Annotated in this window: 12 protein-coding genes; 3 read left to right on the top strand and 9 right to left on the bottom strand. The window is 66.7% G+C overall.

Annotated elements, in window-relative coordinates:
• The first annotated feature begins 55 nt into the window (after positions 1–55).
• On the top strand, positions 56–1,057 hold the full coding sequence (locus tag ACOMD9_RS00255; RefSeq protein ID WP_421411371.1) for a DUF1853 family protein: 1,002 nt from the start codon (positions 56–58) through the stop codon (positions 1,055–1,057).
• Positions 1,058–1,210: 153 nt separating this feature from the next.
• On the opposite strand, the gene cysS is transcribed toward ACOMD9_RS00255, so the two are convergent.
• Both cysS and ACOMD9_RS00245 read right to left on the bottom strand, forming a co-directional pair.
• Positions 1,211–2,602: a cysteine--tRNA ligase gene (gene cysS / locus ACOMD9_RS00250; RefSeq protein WP_421411370.1), complete on the bottom strand. Its 1,392-nt coding sequence runs from the start codon at positions 2,600–2,602 to the stop codon at positions 1,211–1,213.
• A gap of 1 nt (position 2,603) precedes the next feature.
• On the bottom strand, positions 2,604–4,301 hold the full coding sequence (locus tag ACOMD9_RS00245) for a glutamine--tRNA ligase/YqeY domain fusion protein (RefSeq protein WP_421411368.1): 1,698 nt from the start codon (positions 4,299–4,301) through the stop codon (positions 2,604–2,606).
• A gap of 309 nt (positions 4,302–4,610) precedes the next feature.
• On the opposite strand from ACOMD9_RS00245, the gene ACOMD9_RS00240 reads away from it, so the two are divergent.
• Both ACOMD9_RS00240 and ACOMD9_RS00235 read left to right on the top strand, forming a co-directional pair.
• A complete protein-coding gene (locus ACOMD9_RS00240) occupies positions 4,611–5,117 on the top strand; it encodes a peptidylprolyl isomerase (protein ID WP_421411366.1) in 507 nt (168 codons plus the stop codon).
• Between the two features lie 85 nt (positions 5,118–5,202).
• Positions 5,203–5,961 carry a UDP-2,3-diacylglucosamine diphosphatase gene (locus ACOMD9_RS00235; RefSeq protein WP_421411365.1) on the top strand — a complete coding sequence of 253 codons (759 nt, stop codon included), beginning with the start codon at positions 5,203–5,205 and terminating at the stop codon, positions 5,959–5,961.
• A 229-nt stretch (positions 5,962–6,190) separates the two neighbouring features.
• On the opposite strand, the gene ACOMD9_RS00230 is transcribed toward ACOMD9_RS00235, so the two are convergent.
• The 7 genes from ACOMD9_RS00230 to tig form a co-directional block, all read right to left on the bottom strand.
• On the bottom strand, positions 6,191–7,228 hold the full coding sequence (locus ACOMD9_RS00230; protein ID WP_421411364.1) for a CobW family GTP-binding protein: 1,038 nt from the start codon (positions 7,226–7,228) through the stop codon (positions 6,191–6,193).
• Positions 7,229–7,424: 196 nt separating this feature from the next.
• Positions 7,425–9,245, bottom strand: a complete 1,821-nt coding sequence (locus ACOMD9_RS00225) for a SurA N-terminal domain-containing protein (protein WP_421411363.1) — start codon at positions 9,243–9,245, stop codon at positions 7,425–7,427.
• A gap of 176 nt (positions 9,246–9,421) precedes the next feature.
• A complete protein-coding gene (locus tag ACOMD9_RS00220; protein WP_421411361.1) occupies positions 9,422–9,694 on the bottom strand; it encodes an HU family DNA-binding protein in 273 nt (90 codons plus the stop codon).
• 176 nt (positions 9,695–9,870) lie between these two features.
• Complete coding sequence (gene lon / locus ACOMD9_RS00215) at positions 9,871–12,279, bottom strand: endopeptidase La (protein ID WP_421411359.1); 2,409 nt, start codon at positions 12,277–12,279, stop codon at positions 9,871–9,873.
• A gap of 211 nt (positions 12,280–12,490) precedes the next feature.
• Positions 12,491–13,771 (bottom strand): ATP-dependent Clp protease ATP-binding subunit ClpX, encoded by a 1,281-nt coding sequence (gene clpX, locus ACOMD9_RS00210; RefSeq protein ID WP_421411357.1) that lies wholly within the window; start codon positions 13,769–13,771, stop codon positions 12,491–12,493.
• A 108-nt stretch (positions 13,772–13,879) separates the two neighbouring features.
• Complete coding sequence (clpP, locus tag ACOMD9_RS00205; protein ID WP_421411355.1) at positions 13,880–14,500, bottom strand: ATP-dependent Clp endopeptidase proteolytic subunit ClpP; 621 nt, start codon at positions 14,498–14,500, stop codon at positions 13,880–13,882.
• Positions 14,501–14,585: 85 nt separating this feature from the next.
• A complete protein-coding gene (gene tig, locus ACOMD9_RS00200; protein ID WP_421411353.1) occupies positions 14,586–15,956 on the bottom strand; it encodes a trigger factor in 1,371 nt (456 codons plus the stop codon).
• Positions 15,957–16,024 lie beyond the last annotated feature (68 nt).

Here is a 16,024-nt window from a genome sequence, read left to right as displayed (position 1 = left end):
TAAGGCCTGTATAGCTTGGCTGTCAGACAGCCGACTCAACGTGGGACCCTCGACCATGACCGCGCCGCACCACGACCTGCTCGATCGCTGCCACGACCCGCTGGTTCGAGACCTGGCCTGGCTCCTGCTGGCGCCCGACCTGCTCGACATGCCCTGGCTCGGGCGGCCGACCCGCGACGAGCTGGGGCTCGCCGACGACACGGCCCTGGCCGGCTGGCTCGACGAACGGGAAGCGACTGCCGAGGCACTGGCGAACCATGTCGGCACATCGCGCCACGGGCGCATGGGGCTCTACCACGAGAGCCTCTGGCAGTTCCTGCTGGCGACGGCGCCGGATACCCGCCTGCTGGCCCACAACCTGCGCATCCACCGGGACAAGGTGACCCTGGGCGAGCTCGACCTGCTCTATCGCCACCACCGGGACCCGACACCCGTGCACCTGGAGGTGGCCATCAAGTTCTACCTGGGCCTGCCCGAGGGGCCCGGCGCGCCCTCCGACCAGACCCGCTGGATCGGCCCCGGCGGTGCCGACAGCCTGGCCGCCAAGCGGGAGCACCTCCACCGCCACCAGCTTCGCCTGACCGAGACCAGGGAGGCACGCGAGGCCATCCGCGCCCTGATGCTGCCCGACATGTCCGGCACCAGCCGGGCACCGGCCCTCCACCGGCGGCTGGCCATCCCCGGAGTGCTCTTCTACCCCTGGCACGCCCCCCTGCCTCCTCCGCGAGAGGCCACCGACGACCACCTGCGGGGCACCTGGCTATCCTGGTGCGACTGGCGGGGCTACCGCGACGGCCTGGCCCGCGACACCCGCGGTGCCTGGCTGCGCAAGCCCCACTGGCTCGCCCTGCCCCGCCCCGACGCCCTGCTCCCGCTGCGTGACCTCGAGTCGCGACTGGCCCAGCACTTCAGCCGGCCCGCACCGCCGGTGCAGATCGCGCTGCACCACCCGGACACCGGCTGGCGGCGCCTCTTCCTGGTCGACGACGACTGGCCACGGCAGATCCCGCTGCCGCCACGCCCCGTCGGCGGCGCACTGCACGGCAGTGACGGCTGACGGGGCGAGGCGCCTTGGTGCGAACGATATCGCGGGGCCATCGGCAACGGCATCGTCGGCGAGCAGGATACGGCAGGAAAGCGCCATGCAGGACGCCCGGCCACCGGGAGGCGAGCCGGGCGTCCTGCTGCGGGCGGACGGAAGGCGGCGACGTCAGGCGTCGGGCTTCTCGAACACCCAGGTCGTGCCTTCGCGGGAATCCTTGAGCACGATGCCCAGCGCGGCGAGCTCGTCGCGAATCCCGTCGGCCGTGGCGAAGTCCTTCGCCTTCTTGGCGGCGGCGCGCTGGTCGATCTTCGCCTGGATCTCGGCTTCCGAGAGCGGCAGGTCATCGGCACCGCCCTTGAGGAAGGCGGCCGGGTCCTGCTGCAGCAGGCCCAGGATGCCGCCCAGGCGCCGGAGCTCCGCCGCCAGCGCCGGCGCCTGCCCGGGCGCCTCCTTCCTGGCCCGGTTGAGCTCGCGGGCCAGGTCGAAGAGCACCGAGAGCGCCTCGGGGGTGTTGAAGTCGTCGTCCATGGCGGCGACAAAGCGCTCGTCGAAGCGGCCATCCACCTCCCCTTCCACGGGCTCCAGGCCTTCCAGGGCGTTGTAGAAGCGTTCGAGCGACTTGCGCGCCTCGGCCAGCGACTCCGGGGCGTAGTTGATGGGGCTGCGATAGTGGCTGGCGACCAGCAGGTAGCGCACCACCTCGGGGTCGTGGTGCTCCAGCACCTCGCGGATGGTGAAGAAGTTGCCCAGCGACTTGGACATCTTCTCCTGGTTCACCCGCACCGCACCGGCATGCATCCAGGTGTTGACGTAGGGCTTGCCGGTGGCCGCCTCGCTCTGGGCGATCTCGTTCTCGTGGTGGGGAAAGGTCAGGTCCGGGCCGCCGCCGTGGATGTCGAAGGTCTCTCCCAGGCAGCAGGTGGACATGGCCGAGCACTCGATGTGCCAGCCGGGACGCCCCTCGCCCCACGGCGAGGACCAGCTCTCCTCGCCGGGCTTGGCCGCCTTCCACAACACGAAATCGAGCGGGTCCTCCTTGTGCTCGTCGACCTCGACCCGGGCGCCGGAACGCATCTCGTCGAGGTCGCGGTTGTTGAGCTTGCCGTAGCCCTCGAACCGGCGCACCCGGTAGTAGACGTCGCCATTGTCGGCGGCGTAGGCATAGCCCTTGGCGATCAGGGTCTCGATCATGGCGATGATCTCGCCGATATGGCCGGTGGCGCGGGGCTCGTGGTCCGGGCGCAGCACGAACAGCCGCGACTCGTCCTCGTGCATGGCGGCGATCATTCGCTCGGTGAGCGAAGCAATCGACTCGCCGTTCTCCTCGGCGCGCCTGAGGATCTTGTCGTCGATGTCGGTGATGTTGCGCACGTAGTTGACGTCATAGCCGCGATGGCGCAGGTAGCGGGTGATCACGTCGAAGGCCACCATCACCCTGGCGTGGCCCAGATGGCAGTAGTCGTAGACGGTCATGCCGCAGACGTACATGCGGATCCGACCCGGCTCGATGGGCGTGAAGGCTTCCTTGCGGCGCGTCAGCGTGTTGTAGATCTGCATGTCATCCCTTCTTCTGGCCTTGCTCTTTCTTCTGGACCTTGGCCCAGCTGTCCTTGAGACCCACGGTGCGGTTGAACACCCGCCTGCCGTCCCGACAGGCGTGGCGATCGGCGCAGAAGTAGCCGACCCGTTCGAACTGGAAGCGGCTCTCGGGCGCCACCTCGGCCAGGCTCGGCTCGCCGATGGCCTGGCAGACCACCAGGGACGCGGGATTCAGGTGGTCGAGGAAGTCGGCATCCTTGTCGCGATCGGGCTGCTCCTCGAGGAACAGGTTGTCGTAGAGCCGCACCTCCATGGGCACGCCATGGACGGCGCTGACCCAGTGGATCACGCCCTTGACCTTGCGGCCCTCCGGGTTCCTGCCCAGGGTGTCGAAGTCCACCGAGCAGTGCAGCTCGCTGACCTCGCCGGCGGCATCCTTGATCACCTCGTCGCAACGGATCACGTAGCTGTTGCGCAGCCGCACCTCCTTGCCCGGCGCCAGGCGGAAGAACTTCTTCGGCGGCTCCTCCATGAAGTCGTCCCGGTCAATGTACAGCTCCCGTGTTAACGGAATCCGGCGCACGCCCATGTCGTCCCGGGCCGGGTGGCCGGGCACCTCGTAGACCTCCTCGAAGTCCTCGGCCACGTTGGTCAGCACGACCTTCAGCGGCTTGAGCACGGCCATGGCGCGCGGCGCGTTGTCCTCGAGGTCGGCGCGGATGGCGTGATAGAGCATGGCGATATCGACCAGGCCGCCATCGGCACGGGTCACGCCGATCATCTCGCAGAACTTGCGGATCGACGCCGGGGTATAGCCGCGCCGACGCATGCCGGAGATCGTCGGCAGGCGCGGATCGTCCCAGCCATCGACGATCCCCTCGTCCACCAGCAGCTTGAGCTTGCGCTTGGAGGTCAGGGTGTAGTTGAGGTTGAGCCGGGCGAACTCGATCTGGCGAGGCGTCACCGGCACCGGCAGGTTGTCGAGAAACCACTCGTAGAGCGGGCGATGGTCCTCGAACTCCAGGGTGCATATCGAGTGGGTCACGCCCTCGATGGCATCCGACTGGCCATGGGTGAAGTCATAGGAGGGGTAGATCTTCCACTTGTCGCCGGTCTGGTGGTGGTGAGCGTGGCGGATGCGGTAGAGGATCGGGTCGCGCAGGTTGATGTTGGGCGACGCCATGTCGATCTTCGCCCGCAGCACCTTCTCGCCCTCGGCGAACTCGCCGACGCGCATGCGCTCGAGCAGGTCGAGATTCTCGTCGGCACTGCGCTCGCGGTAGGGGCTGGGCCGCCCCGGCTCGGTCAGGGTGCCGCGGTACTCGCGGATCTCCTCGGGCGAGAGGTCATCCACGTAGGCCTTCCCCTCGCGCACCAGGTGCTGGGCCCAGGCGTAGAGCTGGTCGAAGTAGTCCGAGGCGAAGCGTACCGGGCCGGCCCACTCGAAGCCCAGCCAGCTGACGTCCTCCTTGATGGCATCGATGTAGGCCTGCTCCTCCTTGGCCGGGTTGGTGTCATCAAAGCGCAGGTGACAGTCGCCACCGAACTGCTCGGCCAGCCCGAAGTTCAGGCAGATCGACTTGGCGTGGCCGATATGCAGGAAGCCGTTGGGCTCCGGGGGGAAGCGGGTCACGATCTTCCCGCTACGGCCGGACTCGATCTCCTCGCGGATCTGGTTGCGGATGAAATTCGGCGCGCTGGTGGTGTCGGTGGACATGTCGAAAAAGACGACCTCTGGTTTGGGAGGGGGCGGAGCGGTGCTGCAGGAGACGCCTGCTCTGCTCGGAGCTGATCCGGCGATAAGCCTGCGAGGAGGCGCTGTGAACCCATCCCTGGGCGCTACCGACGCCATCCCTGGCGTAGGACCTCCTCTTCGGCTTATCCCCGGCGCCCCTCACCGCAGGCCTCCGCGAACACCCCCGGTTCGAGCGGACTCGCTTCGCGCATGGAAGCAAAACCGGTATTATAGCGCCACGTCCATGGGCAACGCCAAGGCAGCGCCCCTTTACCGCACAGGAACTTATCGATGATCGTTCTGCAGACCAACTTCGGCGACATCACCGTCGAGCTCGACCACGAGAAGGCCCCGAAGACCGCCGCCAACTTCGAGCAGTACGTGCGCGACGGCTTCTACGACGGCACCCTCTTCCACCGTGTGATCGACGGCTTCATGGTCCAGGGCGGCGGCTTCGATATCGACTTCAACCAGAAGCCGACCCGGGATCCCATCGAGAATGAGGCCGACAACGGGCTCGCCAATGCCACCGGCACCCTGGCCATGGCGCGCACCCAGGATCCCCACTCGGCCACCGCCCAGTTCTTCATCAACGTGGGCGACAACGACTTCCTCAACCACAGCGGCAAGTCCATCCAGGGCTGGGGCTACTGCGTGTTCGGCAAGGTGGTCGACGGCATGGACGTGGTCGAGAAGATCAAGGCCGTGCCCACCACCCGCCGCGGCATGCACGCCGACGTGCCCGCCGATGACGTCATCATCCAGCGCGCCTACGTCAAGGACGAGGCCGACGCCTGATTCCTTCGCCGACCGGTCACACGCCCGCCCGACGCGGGCGTGCTGCATCCTGCCCGGGTCACCGAGCACCAAGCGAGAATCCCCCATGACCACGCTGCTGATAGCCGACCTGCACCTGCACCCCGGCGCCCCCGACATCACCGACGGCTTCCTGCGCTGGCTCGATGAGCACGCCCGGGGAGCCGACGCCCTGTATATCCTGGGCGACTTCTTCGAGGCCTGGATCGGCGACGACCTGCTCGACCTGGCGGGCCACGAGCCCACCGGCAACGCCGACCTGGCCGCGCGCATCGCCCGGGCGCTCAAGCGTCTCGCGGACGATGGCACCGCCCTCTACCTGATGCACGGCAATCGCGACTTCCTGCTGGGTCGCCGATTCGCCGACGAGGCCGGCGCCTCCCTGCTCCCCGACCCCGCAGTGGTCGAGCTCGGCGGGAAGCGCGTGCTGCTGATGCACGGCGACAGCCTCTGTACCCGCGACGAGGCCTACCAGACCTTCCGCGCCCAGGCACGCCACCCCCTCTGGCAGGAGCAGGTGCTGTCGATGCCGATCGACCAGCGCCTCGCCCTGGCCAGGCAGCTGCGCGAGCAGTCCGGCGAGGCCACCTCCAACAAGGCCGAGGACATCATGGACGTGACCCCGGACGAGGTGGCCAGGGTGATGGCCGAGCACGGCGTGACGACGCTGATCCACGGCCACACCCACCGCCCCGCCGTGCACGAGCTCGAGGTGGACGACCAGCCCGCCCGGCGCTTCGTGCTCGGCGACTGGCAGCCGGGCCGGGGCTGGGAGATCGTGATCGAAGACGACGGCGAGCCCGAGCTGCGGGCGTTCAGTCTCTAGGGTCTAGGCGGATCCTGCGGCCCCACGAACATCACTACGGGGGCAGCATCGTTCACCGAAGAGGGCGCCGAGACTGCCATCTACCCATGCCCAACATATTGATAATGCCACAATATTTCTGGAGATGGGTCGGTCTGCCCCCCCTAGGGCCTCCTAGCGCTGGCAACCCGCCAGCGTAGCGACCTCACCAAGCTGATTGTTCAGCAAGATTTCTGGAGATTCCCCAGGGTTAGCGCCCAGCGAGAGACAGGCATTCCCGAAGCGCGGCTTCCCACTCTTCCACTCCGGGGAGGCTGCCCGCCTCGCCGATCACCTCCAGCCGTGAATCCCGCCGCCAGGCGCTGGCGGTCAGGCTGACCGTGCCCTCGGCGCGGTTGTAGAGCTTCCAGCCCGCCTCGGTGTGCAGCACCCCCTTGACCCGCAGCCCGCGAGGCAGGCGCCCGAGCAGCGCCGTGATCCGGTCGAGGTCGAAGACGTCGTCGGGGTGCCAGCGCCAGCCCAGGGTCGCATAACCGAGCGACTCGCCGACACTGCGCTGTGGCCGCCCCGCTTCGGGGCGCAGCTCGGCAGAGTCGTCGAGCATCACCACGTCGCGCGCCGTATCGCGCAATGCGCGATGCGAGCGGCTCTCCTTCGCCGCGGCCTCGCCTGGGCGGACACCGCTCTCGAGCAGCAGCGCCACCGGCAAGGCCCCATGCTGCACTTCGGCGACCCAGCGCCGTGGCGGCCAGTGCCCCTCGACCAGCTGCCGGGCGGCCTCGATCTGCGCCGCCGTCGCCAGGTCGGTCATGGTCAGGGCCACGGCATCGGCCATCTCGAGCTGGTCGCGGAAGGTCTCGTGCTCCCGGGCCCGAGGGTCGTCCAGGCGCCGCGGGTCGAGCGACACGATGAGGTCGCGCACGTCGAGCACGCCGCGGAAGGCCTCGCCGCGCAGCACCTCGAGCAACCCCGCGGGATGGCCGAGCCCCGACGGCTCGATGATCAACCGATCGGGACGATGGCGATGCAGCAGGTTGACCAGGGTCGCCTGCATCACGAAGGCGAGCTGGCAGCAGAGACACCCCCCGGGCAGCCCCTTGACCACCAGGTCGTCACGCTCCGCGAACATCGCCTGGTCGATGCCCACCTGGCCGAACTCGTTGATCAGCACCGCCCAGCGCTCTTCCGCTGGCTTCTGCTCGATCAGCCGATGGATCAGGGTGCTCTTGCCGCTGCCGAGAAAGCCGGTGATCAGGTGAACCGCGACGTTGGAGACGGGGGTCGACATAGGACATGAACCCTGGGGAGACCTTGATTGTTACAAGATAACATTATCATTCCCGCGACGTCACCGTCGGCGAGCCCCGTCTCGTCGAGCACGACCGGGCGACAGGCATGCGGCGGGCCTTGGACAAGATAACGGTATAAAAGCGAAGGGAAAAAGAGGGGCGCCGCAGCGCCCCTCTGATCGGCGTCGCCGGGGGTCAGCGTCGCTCGATCTCGGCCCGGTCGCGCAGGTCGTCGAGCAGCCCCTGGATGGCCGCCTGGGCCCGCAGCCGCTCCGCCATGCGCGCCACGAACAGCTCGACCTCGCTGTCGACCTCACCCGGCTCGACCCGATCCAGGGCGATCAGCACCACGCGGTCGCCGGCGACGGCATGGCCGAAGACCGGCTCCTCGCCCTCCGGGGCCGGCAGGCGGAACGCTGCCTGCAGCACCGGCTCGGGCAAGCCGCCGGCATCCTGACGGCTCACCCCCTCCGCCTGCTGCCAGTCGATCTCGGGCGCCACTCCGGCACGCAGCTGCTCGACACGCTCGGCGGCGAGCTCGATCAACGCCTCGCGGCGCAGGGTCGCCTCGACGCTGGCACGCACCCGATCGCGAACCTCGTCGAGTTCGAGCACGGTGGGCTCGCGGTGATCCACCACCCGGAGCACCATCCGGCGATCCTCGTCGAGCTCGATCACCTCGCTGTTGTAGCCTTCCTCGAGCACGTCGGCACTGAATGCCTCGGTCATGACACCCGGCTCGGAGAGCACGCCATCGACGTCATCGCGGGAGACCCAGTCGCTGGTCCGGAGCTCCAGGCCGATGTCGTCGGCCACGCTCTGCAGGTCGTCGGCGGCGAAACTCTCGTCGATCAGGCGCTGGACCCGCTCGTTGAACTCCCCGGAGACGCGGGACAGCGCCTCCTCGCGACGCAGGTCATCGCGCACCGTCTCGAAGGGCTCGCGCTCCAGCGCCGTGACCTGGAGCAGGTGCAGGCCGTTGTCGGTCTCGACGATGTCGGAGACCTGGCCCTCGCCCAGGGCGAAGGCGGCCTCCTCGAAGGCCTCGCCGAAGAAGCCGCGACTGATCACGCCCAGGTCACCGCCCTGCTCCGCCGAGACGGCATCGTCAGAGACCTCGGCCGCCAGGTCGGCGAATGCCTCGCCATCGGCCAGCCGCTCGCGCACCGCCTCGAGCTCGGCCACGGCCTCCTCGCGGGAGCGCTCGCCGTTGAAGGTCAGCATGATGTGGGAGACCCGGCGATCGGCATCCCGCGTGCGCGCCTGCCAGCGGTCGCGCAGGGCCTGCTCGTCGACCTCGACCTCGTCGGCCATCTCCTGGCGGTCGATGACCACGTACGCCAGGCGTACCTGCTCGGGCCGCTGGTAGCTCTCGGCATTGGCCTGGTAGTACTCCTGCATCGCCTCCTCGCTGACGTCGACTGCGTCATCGAGGTCGTCCGCGGTGAGGGCATGGTGACGGAAGCTGCGGGTCTGCCGCTGCAGGGCAGCCAGGGTCTCCTGCTCGGAAGGCAGCGTGAAGTCGCTGAAGGCGAGCCCCTGCTGCAGCTGCTGGCGCTTCATGTCGACGCGCAGCTCCTCCCGGAAGGAGAGCGGAGTGTAGCCGGCACTGGCCAGCCGGTTGCGGAACAGCTCGCTGGAGAATCGGCCTTCCTGGTCCTGGAACTCCGGCAAGGAGACGATCAGCTGGTCGAGCTGGTCCTCGGAGAGGTACAGCCCGCCCTCCTCGGCGTACTGGGTCAGCAGCCGGTCGGTGATCAGCTGGTCCAGCATCTGGTTGCGCAGGGCCCGCTCCTGCTCCGGCGGCACCTGGCCGCTGCGGATGGCACGCTGCACCTCCATCTCGAGCTGCTGGCGGGTGATCGGCTCACCGTTGACCTCGACGATGTCATCACCACCACCGCCGAACAGCCCCACCAGGGACTCCACGCCGAAAAGTGCCATGGTCACGACCACGGCACCGATGATGATCTTGGCGCCCCAGCTCCTGGAGCGATCTCGAATACTTTGCAGCATGCAGGCCTCGGCTGATGATATTGGCAAGGACGCGCCACATTATACGCATCGCGGGGATGCTCGCGACCATCCGGGCACCGGCACTCGCGGTACCGCTGGAACGAAGACAGGCGCACCGCCGGGGCGATGCGCCTGTAGGAAGATCAACCGTCAGTGGTGCAGGCGACACCCTGCACTCAGTTGACGGAATCCTTGAGCGCCTTGCCGGCCTTGAAGCTCGGCACCTTGGCAGCGCTGATCTCGATCGGCTGGCCGGTCTGCGGGTTGCGGCCGGTACGAGCAGCGCGCTCCTTGACGGCGAAGGTACCGAAGCCCACCAGAGAGACGCTCTCGCCCTTCTTGAGGCTCTCGGCCACGGCGTCGACCATGGCGTCCAGAGCACGGGAAGCGGCCGCCTTGGGAATATCGGCAGACGCAGCGATGGCTTCGATCAGCTCGGATTTGTTCACACTTCACCCCTTGACTGTTTCGGAAAATGACTCTAATCGGCGCGACTTTCGGCTGACTAACGCGATCAAAGCATGGCGCAATTTATAGCAATGCGATGAAACATCTGTCAAGTAACCTCACGCGCCAACCCCCATCATATCGGGGTTTTCACTCCGATATGATGGATTTTTTATCGTTAATGCGTGCTGATCATCGAGTGCGAAGAGGCTGAGTCGTCCGACCGGGATTCCTCGCTTGATGCATCCGGCTTCTCGGCCAGCGCCACCTCCATGACCTCATCGATCCAGCGAACGGGTCTGATGTCGAGTGCTTCCTTGATATTGTCCGGAACCTCCTTGAGGTCCCGGCGATTCTCTTCGGGCACCAGCACGATCTTTATACCACCACGCCGGGCGGCCAGCAATTTCTCCTTCAGGCCGCCGATCGGCATCACCTCGCCGCGCAGGTTGACCTCGCCGGTCATGGCCACGTCGCAGCGCACCGGGCGCCCCGTGTAGGCCGACACCATGGCCGTCACCATGGCGATGCCGGCACTGGGGCCGTCCTTGGGCGTGGCCCCCTCGGGCACGTGGATGTGCAGGTCCTCCTTCTCGAAGCGTTCCGGATCGATGCCCAGGCCCAGGGCGCGGGCACGCACCACCGTGTGGGCGGCGCTCACCGACTCCTTCATCACGTCGCCCAGCGAGCCGGTCTTGTTGATGCGCCCCTTGCCGGGGGTGACCACCGACTCGATGTTGAGCAGCTCGCCACCCACCGAGGTCCAGGCCAGGCCGGTCACGCGGCCCACCTGGTCCTCCTGGTCGGCCAGACCATAACTGTAGCGGCGCACCCCCGCGTAGGATTCGACATCCGCGGCGGCCAGCACCACCGGGGCCTGGGCACCCTCCTTGCTCTCCTTCTCCAGGCGCTCGCGCAATACCTTGCGGCACACCTTGGCGATCTGGCGCTCCAGCTCGCGAACCCCGGCCTCGCGGCTGTAGTAGCGGATCAGCTCGAGCAGCGCCTCGTCGGAGAAGGCCAGCTCGTCGTCCTTGAACCCGTTGGCCTTGAGCTGCTTGGGCACCAGGTAGCGCTTGGCGATGGCCAGCTTCTCGTCCTCGGTGTAGCCCGGCAGGCGGATCACCTCCATGCGGTCGAGCAGCGGCCCGGGGATGTTCATCGAGTTGGCGGTACAGATGAACAGCGTCTCGGAGAGGTCGTAGTCCAGCTCCAGGTAATGATCGCTGAAGGTGTCGTTCTGCTCCGGGTCGAGCACCTCGAGCAGTGCCGACGCCGGATCGCCCCGGTGATCCATGCCGATCTTGTCGACCTCGTCGAGCAGGAACAGCGGGTTCTTGACGCCGGCCCTGGCCATGCGCTGGATCATCTTGCCGGGCAGCGAACCGATGTAGGTGCGGCGGTGGCCGCGAATCTCGGACTCGTCACGCACCCCGCCCAATGCCAGGCGAACGTACTTGCGATTGGTGGCCCGGGCGATGGACTGTCCCAGGGAGGTCTTGCCGACGCCGGGCGGGCCCACCAGGCAGAGCACCGGTCCCTTGAGCTTCTTCACCCGCTTGTGCACCGCCAGGTACTCGAGGATGCGCGCCTTGACCTCGTCGAGTCCGTAGTGATCCTCGTCGAGCACCTTCTGGGCATGCGCCAGGTCATGCTTGACCCGGGTACGCTTCTTCCAGGGCACCGAGACCAGCCAGTCGAGGTAGGAGCGCACCACCGTGGCCTCGGCGGAGGACGGCGACATCATCTTCAGCTTGCCGAGCTCCTGGTTCGCCTTGTCGGCCGCCTCCTTGGGCATGCCGGAGTCCTTGATCGCCTGCTCGTACTTGTCCGCCTCGTTGGGCACGTTCTCGAGCTCGCCCATCTCCTTCTGGATGGCCTTCATCTGCTCGTTGAGGTAGTACTCGCGCTGGGACTTCTCCATCTGGTCCTTGACCCGCGAGCGGATGCGCTTCTCGACCTGCAGCAGGTCGATCTCGGACTCGATCAGCGCCATCAGGTGCTCGATGCGGTCGCGCACCCGGTCCATCTCCAGCAGCTGCTGCTTGTCGTCGATCTTCAGCGAGAGGTGGGCACAGATGGTGTCCACCAGGCGGCTGGGATCCTCGATGCCCGAGAGGGAGTTGAGCACCTCGTTGGGCACCTTCTTGGACATCTTGACGTACTGCTCGAACTGGTTGAGCAGCACCCGCACCAGGGCTTCCTGCTCGCGCTCGCTGAGCGGCTCGCTCTCGCGCAGGGTCACCTCGGCCCGGCTGTAGCCCTCGTCGACCACCAGGATCTCGCCGACGTCGGCGCGGGAGGTCCCCTCGATCAGCACCTTGACGGTGCCGTCCGGCAGCTTGAGCAGCTGCATGATCTCGGCCACGGTACCGATGGAGAACAGATCCTCCCCGTCCGGATCATCCTTGCTGGCCTCGCGCTGGGCCACCAGCAGGACACGCTTGTCGGCGGCCATGGCCGCCTCGAGGGCCTGGATCGACTTCTCGCGGCCCACGAACAGTGGAATGACCATCTGCGGGTAGACGACCACGTCCCGCAGCGGCAAAAGGGGCAGACTCAGGGTCTGTTCGGCGTTCTGCTGCATCGCAGACGTTCCTCAAACGAAATCGGGTGGATACGAACTCTTGGGATACACGGGGAATGGGGGCGGCGACGCGGCTTTGCAAGGCAGGGCCCACCAGGAGGGCACAAAAAGAAACGGGAGCCAATCCATCACGCGAGGCACCGGGGGCGCCGCGAGGGCGCCCGAGTCGGCACGTCACGAATGAATTCGCTCCCGCATCGGGCCGTGAGGCCTAGCCGCCGGTGCCGTCGCTCCGTGGCTCTTCCTGTTGCGAGTAGATCAGCAGCGGCTCGCTCTCGCCGGCGATCACCGAGGCATCGATGACCACCTTGCTGACCCCCTCCAGCGAGGGAATCTCGTACATGGTATCGAGCAGCACCGACTCGAGGATCGAGCGCAGGCCACGGGCCCCGGTCTTGCGCGCCATGGCCTTGCCGGCAACGGCACGCAGGGCATCGTCACGGAACTCCAGCTCGACCCCCTCCATGTCGAAGAGCCGGGCATACTGCTTGATCAGCGAGTTCTTGGGCTCGGTGAGGATCTGGATCAGCGCATCCTCGGTGAGCTCGGTGAGGGTGGCGATGACCGGCAGGCGGCCGACGAACTCGGGGATCAGGCCGAACTTGACCAGGTCCTCGGGCTCCACGTCGGCCAGCAGCTCGCCCACGCCACGCGACTCGTCCTTGCTCTTCACCTCGGCACTGAAGCCGATGCCGCCCTTTTCGGCGCGGTCGCGGATCACCCGGTCCAGGCCGGCGAAGGCGCCGCCGACGATGAACAGGATGTTGCCGGTATCGACCTGCAGGAACTCCTGCTGCGGATGCTTGCGACCGCCCTGGGGCGGTACCGAAGCGGTGGTGCCCTCGATCAGCTTGAGCAGCGCCTGCTGCACGCCCTCGCCCGAGACATCACGGGTGATGGAGGGGTTGTCCGACTTGCGCGAGATCTTGTCGATCTCGTCGATGTAGACGATGCCGCGCTGGGCCTTCTCCACATCGTAGTCGCACTTCTGCAGCAGCTTCTGGATGATGTTCTCGACATCCTCGCCGACATAGCCCGCCTCGGTGAGGGTGGTGGCGTCGGCGATGGTGAAGGGCACGTTGAGCAGCCGCGCCAGGGTCTCGGCCAGCAGCGTCTTGCCGCTGCCGGTGGGACCGATCAGCAGGATGTTCGACTTGCCCAGCTCGACGTCGTCGCCCTTCACGTCGGAGCGCAGACGCTTGTAGTGGTTGTAGACCGCCACCGACAGCACCATCTTGGCGCGGTCCTGGCCGATCACGTAGTCGTCGAGGGTGTGACGAATCTCGCGGGGAACCGGCAGACGCTCCTCATCGCTCTCGGCATCGGCATCGAGAACCTCCTCGCGAATGATGTCGTTGCACAGGTCGACACACTCATCGCAGATATAGACGGACGGGCCGGCAATCAGCTTGCGCACCTCGTTCTGGTTCTTGCCGCAGAACGAGCAGTAGAGCAGCTTGCCACCTTCGTCCTTGCCTTTGCCGTCGGCCATTCGCGTACCTCTCTCGCTTCGGCGGCCAGCTGCCGCCGTGTTCTCGACGGCGACCAGGGGCCGCCGGGAATCATGTGAATCGCGCGTGCGTGGACAGGTTTCACGCTATCAGGATGTCGGGCGCTTATCCAGCACGGCATCGATCAGGCCGTATTCGGCGGCCTGGGCACCGTTCATGAAGTTGTCGCGGTCGGTATCCCGGGCGATGGTCTCGAATTCCTGGCCGGTATGGTGCGCCAGGATCTGGTTGAGCCTGTCGCGGATACCCAGGATCTCGCGGGTATGGATCTCGATGTCCGAGGCCTGGCCCTGATAACCACCCAACGGCTGATGGATCATCATCCGCGAATTGGGCAGACAGAACCGCTTGCCCGCCGCGCCCCCGGCCAGCAGCAGCGCGCCCATGCTCGCCGCCTGGCCGATGCAGACGGTGGAGACATCGGGCTTGATGAACTGCATGGTGTCGTAGATCGACATGCCGGCGGTGACGCCACCTCCCGGGGAGTTGATGTAGAGGTGGATGTCCTTGTCCGGATTCTCGGATTCCAGGAACAGCAGCTGCGCCACGATCAGGTTGGCCATGTAGTCTTCCACCGGACCCACCAGGAAGATCACACGCTCCTTGAGCAGGCGGGAATAGATGTCATAGGCACGCTCGCCGCGCGCGCTCTGCTCGACCACCATCGGCACCAGGCCGCCGGCGTTCTGGATATCGAACTCGTTGCTCATCAGTGTGATGTCCTTGCATCCGATGAATGGAAGCGTAACGCCCCGCCGGCATCGCCGGCGGGGAAGGCACAAGGGGAGAGGACGATCAGGCCCTGCTCTCCTCGCCGTTCTCCTCGCCACTTTCCTCGGTCTCTTCGGCCTCGTCGCTCTCGGCCTGCTGGGCAGCCGCCAGCACCTGCTGGTAGCTCATCTCCGTATCCTTGACGGTGGCCTGCTCGAGCAGCTTCTCGACGGCCTTCTCCTCGAGGATAGCGGACTTGACCTGGGTCTTGAGCTGATCGTTGCCGAGGTAGTGCTCGACCACCTGCTCCGGCTCCTGGTACTGCTCGGCCAGTTCCTCGACCTTGGCCCGAATCTCGTCGTCGGTCGCGTCGAGCTCGTTCGACTTGATCACCTCGGCCAGCAGCAGGCCGACCTGAACGCGGCTCTTCGCCTGCTCGGCGAACAGCTCGTCGGGCAGCTGGGAGACATCGAAGTCCTCACCCAGGCCGAACTGCTGGGCCGCCTGCCGCTTGAGGCCATCGGTCTCCTGCTGCACCAGCGACTGGGGGACCGGGATGTCGTTGGCCTTCTGGAGCGCCTCGAGCACCTGCTGCTTGACGCGGTTCTCCACCGCCTGGCTCGCCTCGCGGGTCATGTTCCTGGTGACCTCGGCACGGAACTTCTCCAGGTCGCCGTCCTCGACGCCGAACTTGCCGACGAACTCGGCATCCACCTCCGGCAGGGCCTGGGCACTGACCTGGTGCACCTTGACCTTGAAGGTCGCTTCCTGGCCCGCCAGGTGTTCGGCCTGGTAGTCCTCGGGGAAGGTGACCTTGAGCTCCTTCTCCTCACCGGCCCTGGCGCCGACCAGCTGCTCCTCGAAACCGGGAATGAAGCTGCCGGAACCCAGCACCAGGCTGTGCCCCTCGGCACTGCCGCCCTCGAAGGGCTCGTCGCCCAGGAAGCCCTGGAAGTCGATGGTCACCTGGTCGCCGTCCTCGGCGGCACGCTCCACCGCCTCCCAGGCGGCGTTCTGCTTGCGCAGGGTCTCGACCATCTCGTCGACATCCGCTTCGGTGACCTCGACCACCGGGCGCTCCACCTCGGTACCCTCGATGGATGCCAGCTCCACTTCAGGGTAGACCTCGAGGGTCGCGGTGAATTCCAGGTCCCGGCCCGCCTCGTTGACGGTGGCCTCGATCTGCGGGAAGCCGGCCGGGTTGAGGCTCTCCTCGGTGATGGCCTGCACGTAGCGCTCGCGCATCACTTCGCCCACCACCTCGTTGCGCACGTCGCGGCCGTAACGCTGGCGGATCACCGACATCGGCACCTTGCCCTTGCGGAACCCGTCCATGCGGACGTTCTTGGCGGCGTCCTTGAGACGGGCGGCGACGGCCTCGTCGACCTCGGCGGCCGGCACCTGCACGGTGATGCGGCGTTCGATCTGGGAGGTCGTATCGACGGAAACTTGCATGAATTGTCCTCTACCGACTGGGGGCGTTCTGATGAAAGCGTGAATAGGGTCAAGGGGGAGATTCTAAG

This window comes from Halomonas terrestris (assembly GCF_049166755.1).
In the GTDB taxonomy this organism is placed as follows: Bacteria; Pseudomonadota; Gammaproteobacteria; order Pseudomonadales; family Halomonadaceae; genus Halomonas.
The sequence above is the reverse complement of the archived record's forward strand: the minus strand, read 5'-3'. Positions and strand labels throughout refer to the sequence as shown.

What these genes read in the sequence shown, in the direction of transcription:
- ACOMD9_RS00255 (WP_421411371.1), top strand. Translation starts at nt 56, where the DNA reads ATGACCGCGCCGCACCACGACCTGCTCGATCGCTGCCACGACCCGCTG.
- cysS (WP_421411370.1), bottom strand. Translation starts at nt 2,602, where the DNA reads ATGCAGATCTACAACACGCTGACGCGCCGCAAGGAAGCCTTCACGCCC.
- ACOMD9_RS00245 (WP_421411368.1), bottom strand. Translation starts at nt 4,301, where the DNA reads ATGTCCACCGACACCACCAGCGCGCCGAATTTCATCCGCAACCAGATC.
- ACOMD9_RS00240 (WP_421411366.1), top strand. Translation starts at nt 4,611, where the DNA reads ATGATCGTTCTGCAGACCAACTTCGGCGACATCACCGTCGAGCTCGAC.
- ACOMD9_RS00235 (WP_421411365.1), top strand. Translation starts at nt 5,203, where the DNA reads ATGACCACGCTGCTGATAGCCGACCTGCACCTGCACCCCGGCGCCCCC.
- ACOMD9_RS00230 (WP_421411364.1), bottom strand. Translation starts at nt 7,228, where the DNA reads ATGTCGACCCCCGTCTCCAACGTCGCGGTTCACCTGATCACCGGCTTT.
- ACOMD9_RS00225 (WP_421411363.1), bottom strand. Translation starts at nt 9,245, where the DNA reads ATGCTGCAAAGTATTCGAGATCGCTCCAGGAGCTGGGGCGCCAAGATC.
- lon (WP_421411359.1), bottom strand. Translation starts at nt 12,279, where the DNA reads ATGCAGCAGAACGCCGAACAGACCCTGAGTCTGCCCCTTTTGCCGCTG.
- clpX (WP_421411357.1), bottom strand. Translation starts at nt 13,771, where the DNA reads ATGGCCGACGGCAAAGGCAAGGACGAAGGTGGCAAGCTGCTCTACTGC.
- clpP (WP_421411355.1), bottom strand. Translation starts at nt 14,500, where the DNA reads ATGAGCAACGAGTTCGATATCCAGAACGCCGGCGGCCTGGTGCCGATG.
- tig (WP_421411353.1), bottom strand. Translation starts at nt 15,956, where the DNA reads ATGCAAGTTTCCGTCGATACGACCTCCCAGATCGAACGCCGCATCACC.